This is a genomic window from Alloacidobacterium dinghuense (genome assembly GCF_014274465.1).
GTDB classification, from domain to species: Bacteria; Acidobacteriota; Terriglobia; order Terriglobales; family Acidobacteriaceae; genus Alloacidobacterium; species Alloacidobacterium dinghuense.
This window is the reverse complement of record NZ_CP060394.1, coordinates 1,761,555-1,783,961: the sequence shown is the minus strand read 5'-3', so window position 1 is coordinate 1,783,961 and position 22,407 is coordinate 1,761,555. Positions and strand designations below refer to the sequence as shown.

Genomic DNA, 22,407 nt, shown 5'->3' with positions numbered 1-22,407 from the left:
ACGTTGAAAAGGCAGGAGCAATCCTGCCTTTTCAAAAGGGTGAAAGCACCGGGCTTTAGCCCGGTGAAATAAGACCATAATTCGGGGCTTTAGCCCAGGGCCGTTTTCACTGCGTCCGCGCAAAGCGCGCACCTCATCCTTGGAAAGCACCACCGATGCGCAAGAACATCTCAGGCTCGTCCCCCTTTGAGCCCATCATCGGCTTCTCCCGAGCCGTGCGCGTCGGCAACACCATCCACGTCTCCGGCACCGGCCCTGTAGGCGCAGATGAAGCAGATGCCGCCGCGCAAACGCGTCACGTCCTCACCCTCATCCAAAGCGCTCTCAAAAAAGCCGGAGCCAGGCTCGAGGACGTCGTCCGCACCCGCATGTACCTCACCCACGTCGAAGACTGGGAAGCCGTCGGCCGCGTCCACGGCGAGTTCTTCGGAGCCATCCGTCCCGCGGCAACCATGCTCGTTGTCGCCAAGCTTCTCAACCCATCCTGGCGCGTCGAAATAGAAGCCGACGCTGTCATTTCCGACTCGTAAACTTCTAAAATGATCTGCACCATGGTTTTTCGTCTTGAAAGGGCACGACTTCACTAAAATGCAGGAGCCGAGGGATTCAGGTTCCCTCAAAGTCGCGTTATGAATCACTCATTCTCAGGGACTGTGACCCTTAAAAACACTTCAGAAAGTTCTGCCATGCCCAAACTATCGATCCGCGATCTTGATCTGCAGCACAAGCACGTACTCATGCGTGTCGATTTCAACGTCCCACTCACCGACGACGGCCGCGAAATCACCGACGACACCCGCATCCGCGAAACGCTCCCCACCATCGAATACGCGTTGCGCCATAAAGCGAAGCTCATCCTCGCCTCGCATCTCGGCCGCCCCAAGGGCAAAGTAAATCCGAAGTACAGCCTGCGCCCCGTCGTCGATCGCCTGCGCGTGCTCCTCGATCATCACCTCGGCGAGAGCGTCAACGTTGCCTTCTCGCCCGATTGCATCGGCGAGCTCGCCACCGAGCTCTCGCGGCAGCTCGAATCCGGCCAGGTTCTGCTCCTCGAAAATCTCCGCTTCCACGCAAAGGAAGAAGCCAATGACCCCGGCTTCGCCAAAGAACTCGCCTCGCTCTGCGAACTCTATGTGAATGACGCCTTCGGCAGCGCGCACCGCGCTCACGCATCCACCGAGGGCATCACGCACTTCGTCAAGCAATCCGCTGCCGGATTGCTGATGGAGAAAGAGTTGAAGTACATGGGCAAAGCGCTCGCTGAGCCGGCCAAGCCCTTCGTCGCCATCCTCGGCGGAGCCAAAGTCTCCGACAAGATCGAAGTCATCGACCACCTCCTCAGCAAAGTCGACGCTCTGCTCATCGGCGGCGGCATGGCCTACACATTCCTCAAGGCCAAGGGACAGGAAGTCGGCAAATCGCTGGTCGAAGCCGACAAGATCGACATCGCCAAGGAAGCGCTTGCCAAAGCAGAAGCCAAAGGCGTGCGCTTCCTGCTTCCGGTCGATCACATCCTAGCCGACAAATTCGCGCCCGACGCAAAAACGCAGCTTTTCTCCGGCACCGGCCCATTCCCCGCCGACTGGATGGCCCTCGACATCGGCCCCGAAACGATCCGGGTGTTCTCATACGAAATCGCCGAAGCCCGCACCATCGTCTGGAACGGCCCCATGGGCGTCTTCGAAATGCCAGCCTTCGCAGTGGGAACAACCAAGATAGCCAAAGCAGTAGCCAAGAACAACGAAGCCATCTCGATCATCGGCGGAGGCGACTCCGTAGCCGCAGTCAAGCAAGCCGGAGTTGCCGACCAGATCACGCACATCTCCACCGGCGGCGGCGCATCGTTGGAATTCCTCGAAGGCAAGAAACTACCTGGCGTAGAAGCACTGACCAACAAATAAACCACCAATCCTTAACGAGCCGTCATTCTGACGACCAACGGGAGGAAGAATCTCAACGGATTTCGGATAAGGCACACCTGAGCTCCAAGCAGCACAGCTTGGTAAGCCGTCATTCTGACGACCAACGGGAGGAAGAATCTGAACGATGATAGAAAAGGCATGGGTCTACATTTTGGCAAGCGACCGAGGCGTTCTCTACATCGGAGTAACAAGCAATCTATACAAGCGAGTGCTCGACCATCGATCCGGCATCCGCTCGGGAATTCGCAACGAAATACAAATGCCACAGGCTGATCTATTTCGAAGAATACGCGTACATAACTTCAGCCATAGCGCGGGAGAAAGAACTCAAAGGCTGGAGAAGATCGAAAAAAATCGCTCTCATTCAGCAAATAAATGAAAGCTTCCGCGACTTAGCCAAAGACTGGGGAAAGCCTTTGCAGAATCTTCATCCCTCACAGCCGTCATTCTGACGACCAACGGGAGGAAGAATCTGAAAGATGAGCGCTAAAGCAAAAATCGCAGAGATCTCCCGCATACTAGTCTGTAAGAAACTAAGCCAGGACCAAAACAAGAAATGCGCAAACCACCACTCATAGCAGCCAACTGGAAAATGTACAAAACCCCGGCCCAGGCCGAGGGCTACGTCAAAACCTTCCTGCCCCTCGTTGCAGGCCATGACCGCGACGAAATCGTCCTCTGCCCCTCTGACACATCGATCTGTGCCATCGTCCCCACCGTCGCCGGTTCCAACGTCGCCATTGGCGGACAGAACATGCACTTCGCTGAAGAAGGCGCCTACACCGGCGAAACCTCAGCTCTCATGCTCAAAGCCATCGGCGCAACTCACGTCATCATCGGACACTCCGAGCGCCGCCAGTACTTCAACGAAACCGACGAGAGCGTCAACAAGAAACTCGCCACCGCGCTCAAGCACCAACTCATCCCCATCGTCTGCATTGGCGAAGTCCTGGCGGAGCGCGAGGACGGACACACCGACGAAGTCCTGCGTAAACAAATCTCCCTCGCGCTCGTCGGAGTCACCCCTGAAGACGCGGAGAATATCGTCGTGGCCTACGAGCCCGTCTGGGCGATCGGCACCGGCAAGACGGCAACGCCGGAAATCGCAGCCACCGCGCACCTGCTCATCCGCAGCGAGATCGCCCGCCGCCTCGGCCGCCACGTTGCCGACACCGTCCGCATCCTCTACGGAGGCAGCGTCAAGCCCGACAACGCCACCGCCCTCCTCAACCAGCCCGAAATCGACGGAGCCCTGGTAGGCGGAGCCAGCCTCGACCCTCAATCCTTTGCCAAAATAGTGAAGTATTAGTGATCTGAGCCTTGCTAAATTATCCGATGTCATCCTGACCCTGAGGAACGAAGGGGAAGGATCGTTTTTCGCAAGCAGTGGCACGAAAAGCGGGTGCCCCATCCTTTCGCGCAGTTTGCGAAAGGGTGGGAGAGCAATTCCCCAACACTGCCGTCATTCTAAGCACGCAATCCGTGCGAGGAATCCAGCGGTACTAGCTCCGTCAAAACCGCCCTGAGAAAGCAAGACAAGGTAGAAGCACCGGGTTCTTCGCAAACACCATTGCCCATCCACATGCATCCACGATACAAACCACCCATGCCCATTCAATTCAAGGCCAAGCTCTGGACAGCGATGGAAGGCAAAGGCTGGACCTTCATCACCATGCCGAAAGCCGCCAGCGAAAAGCTCCCCAAACGCGGCCGCATCGCCATCCAGGGCACCATCAACGGCTTCGCCTTTAAAACCTCTGCCTTCCCCGACGGAGAAGGCAGCCACCAGTTCATGGTCAACGGAACCATGCGCGCAGGAGCGAAAGCCGCCGTCGGCGACACCGCAACCTTCATCATCGAAACCGCTGGCGACGCCGTCGAATTCGAAGTCCCCGACTACCTCAACGCCGCCCTGAAGAAATCAGTCAAGGCATCCGCACAATGGGTAAAGATCACCCCCAAAGCAAAAGCCGAATGGGCCACATGGATCACATCGTCGAAGAAAGAAGAAACCCGAACCGCCCGCGTAGCGAAAACCATCGAGCGCTTGGCAAAAGGCGACAAGCGTCCTTCGGAGTAGAGCAAAGATTTCAGATGAACCGTCATTCTGACGACCAACGGGAGGAAGAACCTCAGCGATTAGCATCGGGGCCAGAACGCAATATACCTGCACGTAGCTGTCAAGCCCATGTGGAAAACTTTCTCGGTAAACTCCTGAATCGAAAGACCAAATACTCTGCGCCATTTGGCGTGTTATTTCGATGAAATTCGTAAAATAGAAATAGAGACTATTTCACAAATACAAAGCGAATTATGGCCATTGCTAGCGCGAAGACGAACCCATAGCCAAAGCTTTCGATCGCAGCTGCCTCTTGGCCTCGACTACGTACAGCACGTCCTACTTGAGACATCACAAATCCGGTAATAAGTGGACTCAGCAAGAGGCTAATACCATGAAATTTCGATGGTGCTACGAGCCTGTGAGGAAAGACTGCTATGCTCGAAATTCCCGCGGCAACGCCAAGGAGTGCAAAACAGAGTGTAGTAATGAAACGGTTGGACTTGAGCAATGGTGCGAATAGGTTTCCAACTGCACGAGAAATCCATGCAATAACCGCTTCTCCGATGATTTCCAGCAGGGCCTCTAGCAGCGCCTCAGCAATTACATAAATTAAGCTAACGAGCAGATCGTCCATAGAACTTTCAGAATGGGAAGGCTACGTGAAGTCTTTTAGAATGAAATAGTTGCTCGTAACGTTCGTATAATCAAATACCTGCCGAATTAAAAAGTTAACCCGTCTGTTTTGAGGAATTTAGCCCCCTCCCCCTCTCGCAGGAACCGGGGCTATCGGGCAACTGCCGCCTGCCCATAAGCCGCCAGAACAGCCCCCTTTCGGCTGAGCAGAATCTCCGCTCCTCGCTGCGCCGACAGTTCAAACTTAAGGTGCGCACCGCTGACCGCATCCCGAATATCGACCGGATGATCGTCCAGCGACTCATTCGAGAAGCTGTAGAGCACCGCATCATCGAGCACTGTAGGAAACGCCAGCACACCCGGCGAAAGCGAACCCGTGAACGACGCCGCAACACCCGCCTCCTGCAACGCGTAACGATAAAGCGCCGCCGTAGGATCGTAGTCCTCTGAAAATTCGACCGGGTCAGCCGCCCAGAGAATCTTCCCGCGCCCATGCGCGACAGTCTCGACCGACTTGCCGTCGGCGAACCGCATCACCTCAACCGGATCCTGCTGAACGAGGGTGGGAAAGCTCACCTGCACCACAGGCTGCGCGCCAATCTTCAACTCCGACTGCCGAACAGTAAGCGGCTGAATCTGAGCTTTCAAACCCAGCGGCGCAAGCCGGTCGACAAACTGCCAGTGCTCATCGCGCGACACCGGCCCGGAGACCAGCAGCGTTCCACCGCCGTCAACGTAGGCCAGCAACTGTTGCCACGCGGCATCGGTCAGCGCCTGCGGAGCAGGCAGAATCACCAGCTTAGGCTGGCCCAGATCAGACAGGCGGTTCTCCTGAAGCATGCGCGTCGGCGTGTGATCGTAGTAGCACAGCGCCCGCAGCGCACGCTTCTGCGTGTCAATCGCCAGCGGATTCATGTTGCTGTACTGCATCACATTCGACGTCACCAACGTCACCGCAGGAGCCTGAATGTGCGTGTAACTCGAAGAATTCTTCGCAACAAACGCGGCAAACGCGCTCAGCACTTCCGCTTCAGGCTTCTCCGTCCCATCCGGACGGACAGCGCCAATCGGAATCTCGTTGTCGTTTGCCATGTAGCTGTTCACATTCCAAACCCACTCAAGCGCCCCAGTTCCCTGCGCAAAGGCCATGGCAATCTTCCGCTCCAGCTGCCAGCCTTCCACCTGTGCCGAGAAGCGCAGATGGTCGTCCTGCCAGAGACGCCGCTGCTCGCCCGTCTCCTGGATCAGCATCGGCTTGCCGGGAAACTTCGCCGCCAGAGAAGCCCACAGCGACCCATCAAAATCCCACCATGTGTGATCCGCTGTAAAGTCGATGAACTCCGAATAGAACGCAGGCGACAAGCGGCTCGCGACGCCGTACTCCTCCTGCCCGACAGTGATCAGCTGCTGCGATCCAGCAGCGCGGATGACATCCTTCGTCCGCTTCACCCAATCGGCAAAGAAATCCTGCGTGAACAGATAGTAGTCATACACCTTGAGCGGATTGAACCCCGACCGCACCGAATCAAACCCAAAGGCACCAGCCTTCGGCAGCGCAAACGGGTCCTGAGCCACAATCTCCGGAGAGTTGCTCGAAGGCTGCAACTGCAAATCGCGCCCGATGCCAAACGACGGCTCCGCCCACGCATGCAGGAGCCCCGCCTGATCGGGATACTTCGCCGTGAGCCACCTGCGCCAGGCCCGCTGCTCGAAGGGATCGCCAATCGGCAGTTCCTTCCAGAGATTGCCATTTGCACTCGGCTCATTGATCAAGTCCCATGCCAGAAACGGAACCTCGTGAAACCGCTTCGCCAACGAGTTGACGTAGAGCGCCTGCGCGCGCCATGCCGCCGGATCGAGATACGGGTTCACCCCACCCAGATTCTCCGGCAGAAACGCAAACAGGTTGAACTGAATAGGAAGATTGTTATGCCGCGCACACATCAGAAATGCTTCGATGGTCCGCAGCGCGTCTTCGCTGACTTCGCCGTTCGGAGCCAGTTCCGGATCCCATGCGCTCCACAGCCCGCTGCGAATCATGTTGAGACCTTCGCCGCGAATCTGCGCCATGTCCTGATTCCAGACGTAAGCATTTGGCCGCATCAGGTAAAGCCGCTGCACGTCGCTAGACATGTACGTCGTGCCAACCACCGGCAGAGGCTTGCCATCGAGTGCGAAGTAATCGCTGCCAACCGAAAGCTTCGGCCCCGACAGAAGGTAATTCCAGTCCCGCATCCAGAAGCCGCTGCGATAGACTCTCAGCGGCTTGCCGTCCCGCAGCAGCGTCGCTTCAATCGTATGGAAGCCATTGCCACTCGAAGCATCAGCCGACAACGAGATCGGCTGCGACGCATCTGCCGCTACCGTCAATTCAACCGGCGGTGCACCCTGTTCCGCCGTAACACGAATCTTCAGCTGATCGCCCTTAGGCTCGGCCGCCAGCGGATTCGCCTGCTCATATCGCAGCTCCAGCGCTTCTCCCGGCAGAAACAGCGGCACACGCGGACGCAGCGTGAATCGATCACTCTGCCGGACAGCCAGCTCCGCAAGCGAAGAAAGCAATTGCGTGTTGGAGAAGAAATCAGCATCCGGCTCGCATGCGACGAAGATCCATCGACCACCAACAAACCGATACGAGTTATGGTCAATCTCAAAAATCGGAGCCGCTAATTTGTGCCCATTCTTCGATCCCCAGGCAAGCGTTGTCAGATCGGCATCTTCGTCACCCGTCGCACCGTCGCGGTTGTACTTGGGAATCACCGACAATCGCAACACTGGGCTAAATGCCCGTCTCCAATGAAAGGCGGCAACCTCAGGTTGCAGATCATGATTCGCCTCGAAAGTCAGCGAATCCGACCCTGGAGTTTCCTGATAGTCATGAATCAGCAATTCCAACGATGCAGCCACCCTCGGTCCACGCAGTTGCCAACCCGATCCAGAAGAGTAGGCCGCTCGCGTAAACGGCTTGCCACCAAGCGCCAGCAGATTGCCGCCGCGATCCAGATACCGCAAAATCGCAGGCCACGCCGCCTCCGGATAGGCTGAGCCGAACGGCATCACCAGCAGATGCGTCTCAGGCTTCTCTAACGCAGAGACAATTTGATGAGCACCAGCGAATTCCGCATCTGCAAAAGCCGAATGCAACACATCTTCAGTGACAACAGGAGAATCTGCCGAGGGAAATCCCGGCTCAAAGAAAACAACGGTGTGAGAAGCAGCTCGCGCGCAGGAAATTCCCAGGAAACAGAAAAGCAGAAAACGAAGGGATCGAGTCATGGTTGGATATCAGTTGAATGTTAACGATATCCCATTCGCATCAAGAAACGGAATCTCCCGAGAGACCGCCTCTACTGTTTGGATTCGGTATCAACAGATGTGTTTTGAGCAGTTGTCTGTTTAGATGCGTCTTGAGCACTCGCCTGTTTGGCTTTCTTATTTCGATAGTGCCGTAAAATATCCGGCCAGAATTCGACTAGCTGCGCGCCAACCGCTCCTTCCGCTGTGACCGTCAGCGCATTGCCGAAAACAATGTCGGGTCCGCGATCCTCTTTGGGATAGTACAGATTGGAGATCGCGCCACCAACCATATTCCCCACAACATTCGCGTAGTTTGGACCCCATGAACCGTTATCCCGGCGGCACCACACAGTTGACAAAGCAGCGTGGAGCATGCGGCCCTTGATGCTTCCTGTTCCTTTGCGGAAATATCTCGGATCTTCATGCCACCATACGGGGAGGATGGCATTGCCCCACAGATTGCCGTCGAATGCATCGGCGTATGAAGCTCCAAAGCGTTTAAAGTATCCTTCAACGCCTTGTCCATACCCAGGATTGCTGTCCTGAGCCTGACCATAACCCGCTACAAAACCCGCAACAAAAAAAGCGTACGGATCGGTCGCGCTCTTCCAGAAAAGATGAAATTTCTGCTTCGGGCTCAAGGGCGGAGCCATCGCATTGTCCATCATGTTGAAATCGGGGACGATACCAAGAATGCGCTGGCGCTCTTCCTTCTTCAGATCTTCCGCCGCCTGCTCTCTCTGAGACTTCGGCTGCGGGATTACAGGCGGATCCACGACGGCTGCTGGCTGCTGAACAGCAGGTCCGGGAGCATCGGGCATATCAGATTGGGCTTGAGCCAGCAATGTCGTGCCAACCAGCAAGAAGGTGGCTACGGTGGCGGCAATCGCATTCCAGCGAGAAATTGTCGATGAGTACATCTTGTCTGTTAGTTCTTCATCCAGTTCTGCATCCCCTGTGCGACAAACAAGGCAGGCCGGCGTCCGTTGGTAGAGACGGAATTTCGCCTACCTAAGTCGCTCAAAACGCCAGATTTCATGTAATCTTCGAGGATTTTCCGCGCAAGGGGCTCAATATCTGCACAGAAAAACGTAGAAGGTCCCAAACAGGTCCCTATATTCTGCTCTTCCGCACGCTGTCTACCATTTTATAAGGAGAACCGGCAGACAGCGTGCATTTTGATTGGAATTGCTCAGACCAGCTCCAATTCAATACGTTTTGCCGCAGGATCAAGGTGCGTAATGCGAAAACTGCGAATTTGACCTGCCTGAAGAGGTGCAGTCTTCGAGGCACTCGGAGTTGCACCGGTCTTCCATCTGGCCTTTAACATTGAACTTAACGACGCAAGATCGACCTTGCCTACATCTTGCGACGCTTCGGGAGCTGAAGCTAGGTTCTTAAGGGTGGAATATCCCAGAATGCCTTCACCCAGTTCTACTCGAATTGGCTCCGTTGAGTCAGCCCGAGGAGCCTCCATCGTCCTTCCCGAAACTACATCGCCCAGTTTGTGCTCCGCCAGGTATTCATCCAGACTGGTGGGAATGAGTTGCTTCATGCTTAGACGAATTTGTCTCTTTTCCGCATCCACCGCCAACACAAGGACCTTGACCTGTTCTCCCTTTCGCAACACGTCCTGCGGATGATGAATGTGCTTATCAACGCTGATTTCGCTGACGTGTACCATGCCTTCAACGCCTTCGATTAGCTGAATAAAGGCGCCAAACTTGGTAAAGCTTGTAACCGGCGCTTCAATCTGCGAGCCCACCGGAAACCGCTGTGACGCATCAGCCCATGGATCCCCCAAGGCCTGTTTGAGTCCCAGGGAGATACGCCGCTCTCCAGCATTCACTCCCAGGATCACCGCATCTACAGTGTCACCTTGCTTCAAAATGTCGCTCGGCTTCCGAACCTTCTTTCCCCAGGACATCTCCGACACATGAATGAGCCCCTCAATCCCCGCCTCAAGCTCAACAAATGCGCCAAAATCCGCCAAGCGAGCCACGGTACCGCGTACGCGATCGCCGATCTTGAATTTTTCTCCGACGTCATCCCAAGGATGCTTCTGCAACTGCTTTAAACCCAATGAAATGCGTCGCTTGTCGGAATCAATTTTGAGAACCTTCACTTCAATGTGCTGCCCTTCGGACAGCACATCCGCGGGGTTCGTGATGCGGTTCCACGCGATATCACTGACGTGCAATAAACCGTCTACTCCACCCAGATCTACGAACGCGCCATAATCGGTCAGGCTGCGAACGGTTCCCTGCACCAGATCGCCTTCGCGCACTTCTGCGTAGCGTTCTTCACGCAGCGATTGCTGCTGCTCCTCCATCACGACGCGTCGATCGACCACCACATCTTCATCAGCGACATCGAGCTTGATAATGCGGCAGACAATCTCCTGGCCGATCAGCTTCTCCATCTCGGCTGCATCGCGCACGCCACTGCGCGAGGCTGGCATAAAGGCTCGAACACCGACATCAACCGTCACTCCACCTTTGACTACACCAGTTACGGTGCCGGAAATCGCTGTCTTTTCCGCGAACACTCGTTCAAGAGATGACCAGTCTTTGGGCTGCGCAATTTTGAAGAGAGACAGTTCGTAATAGCCTTCTTCATTGCGGCCCTTCACGGAAACCTGCAGCTGGGCTCCGGGCTTTGGCATCTCCGTCTCGCCGAAGAGTGCGACCGGCAGAACTCCCTCAATCTTCAGTCCAATGTCGACGAACACGAAGTCTGAAGAAGTCGAAATTACCGTGCCTTCGCGTTGTTTGTCATCGGCTTCTGCTTTGTGTGAGCGACTTTGCTCAAACTGGGAAAGAAGTTCGCCAAAGGATTCGTTGTTTTCGACTGTGGTTTCATCAGTGGATTGGGATTCCGGAAGATTTGAATTGGACATGGCTGCCTGTAATCTTCATTCTGGCACAGGACTCGACATGAGAAAAAGCGCGCCTGGATTTACAGCTGTGTCTTAGTGAGTTCCCGTCTCCATTGTGAGGATGAATACACTTCCCGTGTCCAAGCGAACGCTGTGACCGACGCTTGTTAGAAGAGCACTGCACTGCGGCCCACCCTCTGGGGTCATCTTAGTTCCCTTGAGCCCCACGACAATTCCGGGGTGGACGGTATTCGGGGGACCACCAGGATTCAGATTCTCATCTTCCTTATAACCCACCGCGGCAACAGCATCGGAAATCTGTCTGGCTCCGCCAGCTATTTGCGTAGGCATTGCATCATGGAATGCCTCGTGCTCTCCGGGCGGCCCCACAATCCCTATGAGTCGAAGTGACAGGCCTTTTTTACTCTGGTTGGAGCAGTCCCCATGATCAAAAGCCAAGGCTAGTTCGCTGCCATTCTTACCGCTCGACGATGCGAGCACGTTGCCATAGAGCAGTGCGCCGGCGGGGAGTTTGCAATCCTGTGCAGCCCATTCGTGAACGACCTTTAGAGTTACGGGCTGTCCCGGCTTTGTGTGTCCGGAATCCAACCAGCCCACAATTTGCGCTTCGATTGTTTGCTTCGTCGGCAGATCACCGGCTTGATCTACATAGCGATCGCATGCTTCGCGCCGCACTATGCTGCTGGGCGCGAAATTCGAAGCGGCGGCAATGGACACGCCCGGTTGGGGAGGAAGGCTCGATCCAGACTGGTCAAATTTCACGAGTCCATCGCGGTAGTCGAGGTGAACTGTAAACGTGTGGAGTATATCGAAGCCAAGTAAACCAGCTACCTGGAATCCGGCACTCTCGTCAATTACCGCGGGGTCAAACTCGAGAATGCGCCCCTGATTGTCGAGGGATAGATTGGCAAACTGAAAGGCGAAGCTGTCCCGGTAGAGTTGCACCGTTCCGCCAGAAACGGTTTGCATCGCGTTTGTAAAGTTGACCTTGGTCGACGAGACCAGGTGCGCAACTTCTGAGGTCATCGTACTCATGCGCATTCCCGAATCCAGCACGAACAACCGCTGCTCCCGCTTGTTCAGCATCACGGGAACAAGTAGATACTGTAGTCGATGATAGACGGGTGTGTAGCCATCTATCGCCGGGGCAATATAGCGATCCGACGGCAGGGCGTCCTCACGCGGGTCAGATAATACCGGTAGCGGAGCAATCTCCAGCTTTCCCATTGGATAATCCAGCGTGACCAAATAAGAAGCAAAAATATCGGTGCCGATAAAGCCATCTCCTTTATCCGGAAATGGAGTATCGCTTACTCCCACCGTGCAGTCACGAAACTCCAGGGATCCAATGTGCACGCTATCAACATGGACTGTGTTTGTTGGTTCACCAACTGCGTGTTGGAAGCCATTTTCATCGGCAAGTGCTCGGCTGATGTACAGTCCGGAAGCAGCCGTGTCCACGATCAGCTTCGCTTTCCGCTGCGGGAATTGGACCTCCAGCTGATATCCGCTGACGTGTTTCGTGTCTTGCAGCACAGGAACCAGTGGCAAAGCAAGCGCGGATGCCATCGAAGTGCTCTGGCATGTTTTCGAGTTCTCTGTCAGTTGCCCCATTAACGCATGCACCGACGCGGCGGCCTTCTCTCGCAGATCTGCATCGACATGGCTCATCGTGGAGAGCGCATCTTCCGTCCCCTGAATGTCCTTGGCGGCAGAATCGATCTGTAGCCATGCGTGCTTTATGTCTGGATCGCTCGGGTCGATATCGTAAGCGATCTGAAGCTCCTTACGCTCGGAGGCATACATCGAGTCGATGCGCAGAATCCGGCTACGAATGAGGTGCGCCCGAGCGTAACAGTCGTCTCGCTTTGCCGCCTCACTCAATGTCTGCATCGCCACCCAGGGCTGCCCTTTCCGGAATTGCACCTCGGCCAGCACTGTGAGGGTGACGGCAGAACTTGCGTCTTCAGCCAGAGATTTATTCACCTGGATTGTCGCATCGCCGATCTTGCCTTCATGCAGCAGCGTGCGCACTAACGCGGAAGACAGAGCGCTATCGTGTGGTTGTTGCAGCAAAGCCTGCATGTAGAGGGATTCCGCAGAGTCATATTTGCCCTGCGCATACGCCTCTTCCGCCGGCGTTAGATCGTGCGGAGCTATAGTGGTACAGTTGTGGCTCTGCGCATTGACAGGGACGGCCAGAGACAAGATTGTGAAGGCGAAAAGAGAAAGAGCACCAGTTCGCATCAGATTCCAGAAAAACCCAAAATCACGTTAAACGGGAGTATACGCTTCAGCGCAGTCTGGTTGGCTCGGTTTTCTATTGGTCGCCGGCCTCCAAGATTCGATGCCAGAGACAGCCTGCTCAATTTACTATTAGACCGCAGTGGAATCGCTACCATCAGGAGCAGGCATGCAATTCAGGGCCGCCAGCCTCTTTCTCGCCTTATCGGTTTCTTCATTCTTATCTGCTGTCGCCCAGACAACGAATGCAATTTGGCGTATTGGAACATTCGATCGCTCATCTGCTGAATTCGCCGATGGTTCACCTCAGCAACCTGTGACATTTGTCGTCCAGCAAGACTCGCCTGCCAAGAGTTGGTACAGCTTTGCGCCTGCTTACGTCCCTGCAAGTAATTCAGACATCGCCTCTGCGCCGCGCACGATTCAGTTTTCGATGACCGATAAGCCATCGACTGCTTATCGGTTGCGCGTCTCCCTGCTCGTTGAGCATTCCAGCGTACCCGAGCTACGCGTCTCCATTAACGGTCGCACCGGTATTTTCTACTTACATCCGGAACTGGAATACAGCATGGGCGACACCATGGCTGCATTCTTCCCGGCATATTCTCACTCGACAGTCGAATTTGATTTTCCTGGCGACTATCTGCATCAAGGATCAAACACGATCACGCTGCAAGCAGTGGCGACCGCGAGTAAAGCGGTGCCCGACGCGGGATTCAACTACGACGCAATCGAACTCGATCAATCGTCGGCTTTGTCGCACGATCCAGTCGTACACATAGAACCAACTATCTTCTATCAACAACTCGACAAACTGCTGACAGAACGAGTTGACGTTCTTGTTCGCTACAACGCTCGGCCAGGCTCCGGACAGATCGATCTCGAAGTTTCAGGTCATCACTTTAAACGCCAGATTCACATCGATCACGACTTCGGCGAAAAACGCATTCCCGTCCAGGTACCTGAATTTCCAGCCAATACTCCGGTCAGCATCACAGTAACGCTCGACGGTCACACTACGCATTCCACTCAAACCATAGAACCACAGAAGAAGTGGACTCTCTTCCTCGTTCCCCACGTTCACCTGGATGTGGGTTACACAGATTACCAGGCGAAAGTCGCCACGATTCAAAGCCGCATTCTCGACGAGGCGATGGATTTGTCCGCAAAGCATCCATCATTCCGATTCAGCACAGATGGCTTCTGGAACCTGGAGCAATATCTCAAGACACGAACTCCGCAGGAAAAGCAGCGTGTGATTCAGGCTATTAAAGAAGAAAAGCTTTATATCCCGGCCCAGTACAGCAATGTGCTTACCGGCTTCCCGACAGCGGAAACATTGATCCGTTCACTTTATCCGAGCGCAAACTTCAGTCGGCAAAATAAGACGCCTTTCGACTACGTGAACATCACGGATGTTCCGTCTTACACATGGTCGTACCCCTCCGTGCTGGCAGCGGCGGGTATTCAGTATTTTCTCGCCGGAAGCAACAATGATCGCGCTCCAGTTCTTCTTCAGGGGCATTTGAATGAAAACTCCCCGATGTATTGGGAAGGTCCCGACGGAAAGAGAGTGCTCTTCTGGTACTCGCGCCATTATATGCAAATGCAATTTCTTTTCGGGTTGCCTCCGCTCCCTGAAGTCGGAGAGGAGATGTTACCCGTTTTCCTGCAGATGTATCAAAGCAAGAACTATCAGGCTCACGCCGCCATCCTCTTCGGCACCCAAGTTGAGAATACTGATCTATTTCCTCAGCAGGCAGAATTGGCTGATCAGTGGAATGCGCACTACGCCTATCCGCATCTGCAATACTCCGGCTTTCATGATGCTCTTGAAGAAATAGCAAAACAGTTCGGCGACAACATTCCAACCATGCGCGGTGATGGCGGGCCCTACTGGGAAGATGGCATAGGCTCTGATGCTTTCTTTGCAGCCTTGGAGCGCGAAAACGAAAGCCGTGCTCCTTCAGCCGAAAAACTTGCTACGATCAGCACGCTCATCAATCCACGTCTGTCAGTCGATCATGACCTTCTAAGTCAAATGTGGAACAACATGGTTTTGATGGACGAGCACACCTGGCTGTCGTGGAATAGCGTGTCCGATCCATCCAGCCGCGAAGCCTCTGAACAACTACGCGTAAAGGACTCACGCGCCACGACTGCTTCTGAACTGCGGGACCACCTGCTTCGCAGCAGCATGGCCAGCGTAGCAGACTCCATCTCCGCAGGAGTCGGCAGTGTCGTCGTCTTCAATCCACTTAATTGGAAGCGAGATGGAATCGTCGAGATGGATCTAGATAAGGGCCTTGAGATCGTTGACCGATCGACAGATCAATCCATTGCCTATTCCGCTGTGCACCAGGGTAATGATTTTCGCCGAATTGAATTCGTCGCAACGGATGTACCGCCGGTTGGTTACAAAGTGTACGATCTTCGCCGATCCGATAAATCGCTCCCGGCAACCGAAAAAATCGGCGCCGCAACTCTCGAAAGTCCTTACTACCGCGTGGAACTCGACCCGTCCTCGGGCGCAGTGCGAAGTGTCTATGACAAGCAACTTCAAAAAGAGTTGGTGGACCAGAACAGTCCTTATCGATTCGGCCAATATCTTTATGTCGCTGGTGGAGATAAGGAGCCTAACAGCATCCTTCAATATCGTGTCGTTTCCCCTAAACCAGAGTTGCAGATTCACGCCGGTTCACAAGGCCGCTTGATTTCAGTCGAACGCACTTCCTATGGTTGGTGTGCCCACCTCGAAAGTTCCGCGGAAAACACTCCGGAAATCACTACTGAAATCCGCCTCTTTGAAAATGAGAAGAAAATCGAATTCATCGAGAACGTCGCGAAAAAAGAGGCCTTCACGAAAGAAGCTGTATACTTCGCTTTCCCCTTCGCAATGAATCACCCTCAATTTCGGTATGAGATCCAGAATGGTGTGGTTGACCCATCGACGGACATGTATCCGGGCGCTGGCCACGAGTGGTTTTCTGTGCAGCACTGGATTTCGGCGCAGCAGGATGGATTCTCTGGAGCTGTCATGCCGCTGGATACACCGCTTGTAACATTGGGGGATATCAATCGCGGAGAATGGCCGACAGAATTTGGTAAACGCACCGGGACCATATTTGCCTATGTCATGAACAATTATTGGCACACGAATTATCGTGCTGCCCAGGACGGTAATTTCCGATTTCGTTTTGTTGTGACCAGCGCGCCAGCCTCTGATTCTCTCGCCCTGAGCCGTATGGGGTGGGAGGAAGTTACTCCGCTAGAAGTAGATGAAATTCGTTCGCAGGATAAAGCGCTCGACTTATCTCGTCCATTGGATGGCAAAGAGGCAAGTTTTCTAACCATTGACGATCCAAATCTTCTACTAGACACCTGGAAGCCGGCGGAAGACGGAAACGGAACCATCCTCCGGCTTATCGATCTCGGCGGAGCTCCACGCTCAATCACGGTCTCAACACCGCTGCTCCTGCTCGACAAGGTTTTTCAAACAGACGCGGTCGAACGCAACCAGAAACTCCTACTCACAGAAGGTAGAAGCGCGTTCAAAGTCGATATCCACCCGCATGAAATTGTTACAGTTCGACTAATAGGCAATCCCGTTTTGCATAGCCCCAAACCGCTGTCAAGAGAGTAACTGCAAAGAAATCCTCTAACCCATTCATTCTAAGGAGAAAATACTTCATCCAATTTGGCGTGTTCTTTCCATCAATCCTGTAAAATTGAAATAGGGAATAAAAAAGCCCGCCGACACGGCGGCCTTTCTTGTTGGAAATAAAATACTTGCCTGTAAATCAAGTATTTTCAGATATCTGCGCCAATCTTTCGCAAAGAACCTGTGTTATCAGGAATTTAGCTTACATGGGATAGGCTGGAACGTTAATACTTCTCATTTGTTTTTTTTGTGGTTTTCCAGCGCCAGGTCTGCCGCAACATTTTCGTCGACGTCTTCGAGATCTGCCAAAAGGCCGTCGTCAGTCAGGTCGATCGCCTTCGAATTTTCCCAGTCACGATGTACAACTTCATGGATACGACTGGCGATGCCGTCATCGCGAACTTCGATGGCAAGCTCACGACGGCTATCGAAACTGCCCGGCGCCAGATTAATAGACCCGATGATAGCTCGTGCTCCATCAGCAAACAGAAGCTTTGCGTGAAGTTTCAGATCCTTCAGCTTGTGAACCTTGATGCCCACATCATCGAGAATCCGGACACCTCCGATGCCTTCGATGAGCTTGTCTTTTTTCAGCGTATGCGGAGGCCGCATCATCACCCTGACCTTGACACCTCGCCGGCTTGCACGCACGAGGCGTTCGATAATTACCGGGTCTTGATACCGCTCATTCTGCACCCACAAAGAATGTCTAGCCTCATCGATGAACTCTGCAATTCGTTGCCGCCCATTGCCAGTGCACCAGATAAGGTGTGATTGATTGTCAGGCTTAAACTCTTGCCTGCTCCAGTCAGCATCGAAGCATTCGATCACTTCATTCACCTCATGCTTATGCTGGGTCACAATTGCATAGTCTCGGGTTTTAGTGAAATTCTTGGTTTGCCAATTAAGCGATTGAATGTACGCTGATTCGTCATCGATCACCATTGATTTTTCATGCGTTACGTCGAATGCCGGATTACTGTCGAGCACCGCGATCCCGGCATCGGTCAGGATCCGATGAGTATCATCATTCTCCTTTTCGCCACTGCGCCGAGAAGGATTGAGCATGATGCGGACCTTAACGCCGCGCTTGTGCGCCGAAATCACAGCTTGAATAAGAACGGGATCGGAAAAGACGAACATCTTTATCCGCAATGTTTTAGACGCATGATCGATCGCCTCTATGAACGGACGGACTGAATCATCGGGTAATACGATCAGCGAACGGGACATCTTCTATGCTCCCTCCGGAGACAAGGACTTTAGGCTGGCTGAGACTACCGGTTGCTCTGGCAATGCGCGTTCACTTCTCGTTGTCTCGTCTTTGAATTGCGCGTGATACAGCCCTGCGAAAATACCGCCAAGAGCCAGTAGTTCGTTGTGCGTGCCAGCCTCTGCTACGATTCCATCACAGATGACAAGAATTCGGTCCGCGTCTCGAATCGTGCTCAACCTGTGAGCAATTGTGATCACGGTCTTACCCTTCATCAACCGTTCAAGAGCATCGATCACCAGATGTTCTGACTCAGTATCAAGAGCGGCTGTCGGCTCATCCAGCAAGAGGATCGGGCTCTTCCGAACCATCACACGGGCAATCCCAATCCGCTGACGTTGGCCGCCTGAGAGAGTCACGCCGCGTTCGCCCACCATCGTGTTATAGCCATCAGACATTTTCGCAATAAATTCATCAGCATTGGCTAGCTTCGCCGCAGCCACAATCTCCTCGGTTGTAGCGTCTGGTCTGCCGAAGGCAATATTTTCAGCCACGGTTCCCCGGAAGAGCACTGTATCCTGCAAAACGTATCCTATCTGGTCGCGCAGTTCCTTGAGCTTGACGTCGCGAAGGTCTTTTCCGTCAACCCGTACAACTCCTGAAAGCGGATCGTAGAAGCGAGGAATCAGGCTGACAATGGTAGATTTGCCAGCGCCCGTGGGGCCCACAATTCCGATAAACTGCCCCGGCTCGATCTTGAGATTCACATCTTTCAGCACTGGGGCTTCAGCGTCATATCCGAAGGCCACATTCTGGAACTCAATCGCGCCAGTGAGAGGTCCAGGATCAATTGCATCGGGCTTTTCCTCGATGATCGCATCCGTATCGAGAATCGTGCGCACTCTTTCCACCCCCACCGCGGCTTGCGCGATCTGATTGGTCATGGTCGCAAGATCCTTGACGGGCTTAAAGAATTTGCTCAAATACGCAAGAAAGACGGTCAATTCTCCGACTGTCATCATGTCGTGCACGATAAGCCATGCACCGCGCCACAATACGACGGCGGTACACGCGGCGACTGTGATTGTAACCACCGGCGAGAGCAAAGACTTGATCCTTCTCGCTCGTAAGGCGGCCGCGACAGTTGCCTGGCTCACATCTTGTAACTGTTTCTGCTGCAGTTCTTGCCTACCAAATGCCGTGATTACATGCATGGACTCTAAATCTTGCTGCACTACAGCTACGATCTCGCCCTGGTCTTTGCGAACCTCGTGAGTCGCTTTCTTGACCGCTTTCTTGAAGCGCGAAACAAAAAGCAACAAAAACGGAGTAATTCCGAGCGCGATCAGCGTGAAATCCCAATTGAGCCAGAACATCAGTCCCAGCATGCTAAGAATTGTGAACAGATCGACGAAGATATCGAGACTGGATGAGGATGCAAAACCCTGGATCGTCTGAATGTCAGTCGTGATCGTGCTCAGCAAAGCTCCCGTCTGATGCGTGTTGTAGTAGCCCAGAGAGAGTCTCTGCAAGTGGTGATATGTACGCATTCGCAAATCGTGCGCAACCCACTGGCCAACACTCTCGGTATAGTAATTATCGATATAGCTTGCAACCGCCCCAATCACCGCGATCAATAACGTGGCCAACGCCGCGAATGCTGCTACCTGCATCTTCTGTCCACCTTCAAGCATTGGGCGGACGATGTCATCCAGCCACGGAGTCAACCTGTGATGGCCTACAACGTTGTCAATGATGATTTTGAGTGGCCACGGAGCGGCAAGACTCATCGCCGTCTCCGCCAGCATCGCCGACAGAATGACCATGAGTGTGCCCCGATAAGGTCTTACCAGCTCGCGGATGAGACGCCACATGGAACGTTATTATCCCCGTAATCGCGGGTGCAACCAGTTGCAGCAAGAGTAACAAAGTGAGCCCATTTGAATTCAATTATTTCGAGCGGAGGCCGCTATTTCGTGGGCGATTATGGCGAGTCCGATCGCCTTTGCTTGCATCTGCTCTGAACAGCGTTCTCATCCGATCGCCCAGGAAAGTAGTTCTCCGAGATCGGCTATTGAGTTGGAGGTAGTTGCCCGTGCAAGAGTCGGTCCGATAGCTAAGGCCTGACCGTGTCCTTCAAACCATACTAGGAAGGAAGACCGCTCAGAGCCTGGTAATCGCTGCTGATTGATCCAGTTGTAGTATGCACCCATGTCCGCATCGATTAATGAGCCAATCAAGTCCAGATCCGGATTGCCAGCATTGTTAGACAGGAGCTCATTCATGGGACGCTGGCGTTGTCGAGGTCCAAACCGCACTAAGAGGGTTAACGGCTGGGCGCGCCGCAATGCTTCACGCGCTGCCCATTGTGCAAATGTGGTGCTGAAGATCTGCGTTCCAGACGCCTCGGTAAGCAACTTGAGCTCAAAGTGGTGTAAAACGGCATCTCCCGACTTGTTCATGCCAATATCCGATGGAGATAGCTGAGCCAAATGGGTACGCAGCTGTTCGGGTCCCATCCCTGGACGTTTAATTTCAGCTTGCATGTTGCGCAACAATGCTGTCCGCACTGGTTCCAGGGCCTGGTACGACACACAGGTCAGCAACGCGCTATAGTCGAACTCCTGTCCTCCCTCGATATACCAATGTCCGTACGGAACTGGATGTGCTTGTGCGCGTGCTGCAACAGCTTTCAATAGAAGTTCAACTCCGTTATCGGGTTTCACTCGCGCAAAGTAGGTGCCGTGCTCTCGCAAGTTACGAAAAAGTGGAGCGTCGTAGGATGAAAGACCTTGCCCGATGACTGCTATGCCAAGCCTGGAAGTTACAGGAGGTTCTGGAGGGACCGCCGATCGCAGCCGCTCGCCATATTCGGTCGCGACCTTTCTAAATGCATCCAGTTGGTGAGTCGACCAAAGATACTCTGAAAGCTGCTCGGTAAATTGAGCCGGATGCCCTACCCAGTTGAGCTGTTCAAATTTCGAAGAAAGCGATATTTCAGAAAAGGCTTGAAACCACTCCCTCATCTCCACTGGCGAAAGAGAACTAAGCTTGGCGAGTTCCTTTTCAATCGCAACACGTTCTGCCGGAAACTTGACATCGTAATCTATGACCTCCCGGAGGAGACTCGGCAGAAAGGCGAGGGGCAGCTGTTTTAGCGTTCCAATATACAACACGGCCAGCTTTCTCGCCTCGGTAGGATATCCGTTGAACTGTTCGGCTTGTAGATCGTGCGGAAGCATAAAATTACAACAACTCCTGAACTGGGCGCCCTTGCGAAAGCGATGGAGAAAACCCCATCATCGCTCCGAGGGTTGGCACCAGATCAGTGGATTGCATTGGATGGTCATAGATTACGCCTTCGCGGACACCCGACCCGAGCGCCATCATCCAAGTAGTGCGCGAGGCCGGATCGCCCGTGCGATGATGTTGAAACCCATTTCCTCCTGCGTCCCCATCGGAGTCCCGCCCAAAGTCTGGAAGGATAAAGAGTGTTGTGTTGCCCATGTATTCGGGTTCACTCTGGATTAATTTCCAAAACTCCCCGCAAAGGCGGTCTGTGCGGCGAATTCCTTCAATGTATAGGGAGTACGCGCCGGCATGAGCAACATCGATATCATGCATTGTGATCCAAAGCAGGCTGGGGGCCTGTTGTCGCATAAGCTGTCGTACCACATACATCGAAAGTTCATCCGGACTCGACAGGGTTTTCGCATGCGTTTTGAAATCATCAACCGAAAGCTTCAGGATCGTCTCAAGCTGCTGCAACTCGAACTCGTTGCCGCCAAGCCGTGGCGCATAAAGCGGAGTTTCGTAGTTGTCCCGGAGCAAATGTTCATAGTCAGTGGTTGTCCCCGACATGGCTGCAGTAAGCAAGTGCTTTGGAAGAATTACCCTAGCACCTGTGCCCGGACCATAAGAACTATAGTCACTCTCACCAATCCGATTAAACCCATTGCTTGGCGCCACCACCCAAGTGTCCGACGACGGACGCTTCAAGTCTTTCCTGAAGTATTCAAAAATCGTCGGGTGTTCCGGCGGAATAGCTGCAAAGTTATTGAATGTTTCGTAGACCCCTGTTGCCAGACTTGCGGTCGCAACATAGTGTCCGAGAATTCCTTGATTCACCATCTGGGTGAAGAAGCTGGATTGCGGGATGAGCTCATGCAACAGATGCGGAATATTTTCCTGGCCCTCTGGCGCGAATGTCTCCTGGTCACGCGCACCCCCGCCAAATGTAACAACAATGATCTTCCGCTTTTTTCCCGCAACGACTCCACGAACGAAAGGACTCGCGCACATCAGAGCGGAACCCAACGTCACCCCTGTTGCGCTACGAAGGAAGTCGCGTCTGCTGCAGCTGAGGTGACGAGCGAATTCCCGAGAGGTGGAGAGGCCCGCCTGAACCATACCACTGACTGAACCCTTCGATGTCAATTCAAACGCACCTTACTAGTAGAAAGTGCTTTGTTGTCC

Annotated in this window: 15 protein-coding genes; 6 read left to right on the top strand and 9 right to left on the bottom strand. The window is 53.8% G+C overall.

Annotation, left to right across the window (positions count from 1 at the left end; genetic code table 11):
* The first annotated feature begins 155 nt into the window (after positions 1–155).
* The 5 genes from H7849_RS07170 (at position 156) to H7849_RS07150 (ending at position 4,002) form a co-directional block, all read left to right on the top strand.
* Positions 156–530 carry a RidA family protein gene (locus H7849_RS07170; protein ID WP_186745277.1) on the top strand — a complete coding sequence of 125 codons (375 nt, stop codon included), beginning with the start codon at positions 156–158 and terminating at the stop codon, positions 528–530.
* Positions 531–686: 156 nt separating this feature from the next.
* Positions 687–1,901: a phosphoglycerate kinase gene (locus H7849_RS07165; protein WP_186745275.1), complete on the top strand. Its 1,215-nt coding sequence runs from the start codon at positions 687–689 to the stop codon at positions 1,899–1,901.
* Positions 1,902–2,046: 145 nt separating this feature from the next.
* Positions 2,047–2,301, top strand: coding sequence for a GIY-YIG nuclease family protein (locus H7849_RS07160; RefSeq protein ID WP_251106675.1), 255 nt, complete (start codon positions 2,047–2,049; stop codon positions 2,299–2,301).
* 177 nt (positions 2,302–2,478) lie between these two features.
* On the top strand, positions 2,479–3,231 hold the full coding sequence (tpiA, locus tag H7849_RS07155; protein ID WP_186745274.1) for a triose-phosphate isomerase: 753 nt from the start codon (positions 2,479–2,481) through the stop codon (positions 3,229–3,231).
* Between the two features lie 273 nt (positions 3,232–3,504).
* Complete coding sequence (locus H7849_RS07150; protein WP_349627474.1) at positions 3,505–4,002, top strand: YdeI/OmpD-associated family protein; 498 nt, start codon at positions 3,505–3,507, stop codon at positions 4,000–4,002.
* A gap of 208 nt (positions 4,003–4,210) precedes the next feature.
* Here H7849_RS07150 and H7849_RS07145 read toward each other — a convergent pair whose 3' ends face one another.
* The 5 genes from H7849_RS07145 to H7849_RS07125 all read right to left on the bottom strand — a co-directional run bounded on the left by H7849_RS07145 (position 4,211) and on the right by H7849_RS07125 (position 13,060).
* Entirely contained in the window at positions 4,211–4,618 is a 408-nt protein-coding gene (locus H7849_RS07145) for a hypothetical protein (RefSeq protein WP_186745270.1), read from the bottom strand.
* A 149-nt stretch (positions 4,619–4,767) separates the two neighbouring features.
* A complete protein-coding gene (locus H7849_RS07140; RefSeq protein WP_186745268.1) occupies positions 4,768–7,893 on the bottom strand; it encodes a type 1 glutamine amidotransferase family protein in 3,126 nt (1,041 codons plus the stop codon).
* 71 nt (positions 7,894–7,964) lie between these two features.
* Positions 7,965–8,834, bottom strand: a complete 870-nt coding sequence (locus H7849_RS07135; protein ID WP_186745266.1) for a hypothetical protein — start codon at positions 8,832–8,834, stop codon at positions 7,965–7,967.
* A 272-nt stretch (positions 8,835–9,106) separates the two neighbouring features.
* The gene (locus tag H7849_RS07130) at positions 9,107–10,813 is read right to left on the bottom strand and encodes a 30S ribosomal protein S1 (RefSeq protein ID WP_186745264.1); all 1,707 of its coding nucleotides are present in this window, start codon (positions 10,811–10,813) and stop codon (positions 9,107–9,109) included.
* A 72-nt stretch (positions 10,814–10,885) separates the two neighbouring features.
* Positions 10,886–13,060 carry a tetratricopeptide repeat protein gene (locus tag H7849_RS07125; protein ID WP_186745263.1) on the bottom strand — a complete coding sequence of 725 codons (2,175 nt, stop codon included), beginning with the start codon at positions 13,058–13,060 and terminating at the stop codon, positions 10,886–10,888.
* Positions 13,061–13,226: 166 nt separating this feature from the next.
* On the opposite strand from H7849_RS07125, the gene H7849_RS07120 reads away from it, so the two are divergent.
* Positions 13,227–16,700 (top strand): glycoside hydrolase family 38 N-terminal domain-containing protein, encoded by a 3,474-nt coding sequence (locus tag H7849_RS07120; RefSeq protein WP_186745261.1) that lies wholly within the window; start codon positions 13,227–13,229, stop codon positions 16,698–16,700.
* A 252-nt stretch (positions 16,701–16,952) separates the two neighbouring features.
* On the opposite strand, the gene H7849_RS07115 is transcribed toward H7849_RS07120, so the two are convergent.
* The 4 genes from H7849_RS07115 to H7849_RS07100 all read right to left on the bottom strand — a co-directional run bounded on the left by H7849_RS07115 (position 16,953) and on the right by H7849_RS07100 (position 22,254).
* Positions 16,953–17,951 carry a phospholipase D-like domain-containing protein gene (locus H7849_RS07115; protein WP_186745259.1) on the bottom strand — a complete coding sequence of 333 codons (999 nt, stop codon included), beginning with the start codon at positions 17,949–17,951 and terminating at the stop codon, positions 16,953–16,955.
* 3 nt (positions 17,952–17,954) lie between these two features.
* Positions 17,955–19,805, bottom strand: a complete 1,851-nt coding sequence (locus tag H7849_RS07110; protein ID WP_186745257.1) for an ABC transporter ATP-binding protein — start codon at positions 19,803–19,805, stop codon at positions 17,955–17,957.
* A gap of 159 nt (positions 19,806–19,964) precedes the next feature.
* Positions 19,965–21,173, bottom strand: coding sequence for a hypothetical protein (locus H7849_RS07105; RefSeq protein WP_186745255.1), 1,209 nt, complete (start codon positions 21,171–21,173; stop codon positions 19,965–19,967).
* 4 nt (positions 21,174–21,177) lie between these two features.
* Complete coding sequence (locus tag H7849_RS07100) at positions 21,178–22,254, bottom strand: alkaline phosphatase family protein (RefSeq protein ID WP_251106674.1); 1,077 nt, start codon at positions 22,252–22,254, stop codon at positions 21,178–21,180.
* Between the last annotated feature and the right edge of the window lie 153 nt (positions 22,255–22,407).

Excerpts from the sequence above, each read along its gene's own strand:
- H7849_RS07170 (WP_186745277.1), top strand. The coding sequence starts at position 156 with ATGCGCAAGAACATCTCAGGCTCGTCCCCCTTTGAGCCCATCATCGGC.
- H7849_RS07165 (WP_186745275.1), top strand. The coding sequence starts at position 687 with ATGCCCAAACTATCGATCCGCGATCTTGATCTGCAGCACAAGCACGTA.
- H7849_RS07160 (WP_251106675.1), top strand. The coding sequence starts at position 2,047 with ATGATAGAAAAGGCATGGGTCTACATTTTGGCAAGCGACCGAGGCGTT.
- tpiA (WP_186745274.1), top strand. The coding sequence starts at position 2,479 with ATGCGCAAACCACCACTCATAGCAGCCAACTGGAAAATGTACAAAACC.
- H7849_RS07150 (WP_349627474.1), top strand. The coding sequence starts at position 3,505 with ATGCATCCACGATACAAACCACCCATGCCCATTCAATTCAAGGCCAAG.
- H7849_RS07145 (WP_186745270.1), bottom strand. The coding sequence starts at position 4,618 with ATGGACGATCTGCTCGTTAGCTTAATTTATGTAATTGCTGAGGCGCTG.
- H7849_RS07140 (WP_186745268.1), bottom strand. The coding sequence starts at position 7,893 with ATGACTCGATCCCTTCGTTTTCTGCTTTTCTGTTTCCTGGGAATTTCC.
- H7849_RS07135 (WP_186745266.1), bottom strand. The coding sequence starts at position 8,834 with ATGTACTCATCGACAATTTCTCGCTGGAATGCGATTGCCGCCACCGTA.
- H7849_RS07130 (WP_186745264.1), bottom strand. The coding sequence starts at position 10,813 with ATGTCCAATTCAAATCTTCCGGAATCCCAATCCACTGATGAAACCACA.
- H7849_RS07125 (WP_186745263.1), bottom strand. The coding sequence starts at position 13,060 with ATGCGAACTGGTGCTCTTTCTCTTTTCGCCTTCACAATCTTGTCTCTG.
- H7849_RS07120 (WP_186745261.1), top strand. The coding sequence starts at position 13,227 with ATGCAATTCAGGGCCGCCAGCCTCTTTCTCGCCTTATCGGTTTCTTCA.
- H7849_RS07115 (WP_186745259.1), bottom strand. The coding sequence starts at position 17,951 with ATGTCCCGTTCGCTGATCGTATTACCCGATGATTCAGTCCGTCCGTTC.
- H7849_RS07110 (WP_186745257.1), bottom strand. The coding sequence starts at position 19,805 with ATGTGGCGTCTCATCCGCGAGCTGGTAAGACCTTATCGGGGCACACTC.
- H7849_RS07105 (WP_186745255.1), bottom strand. The coding sequence starts at position 21,173 with ATGCTTCCGCACGATCTACAAGCCGAACAGTTCAACGGATATCCTACC.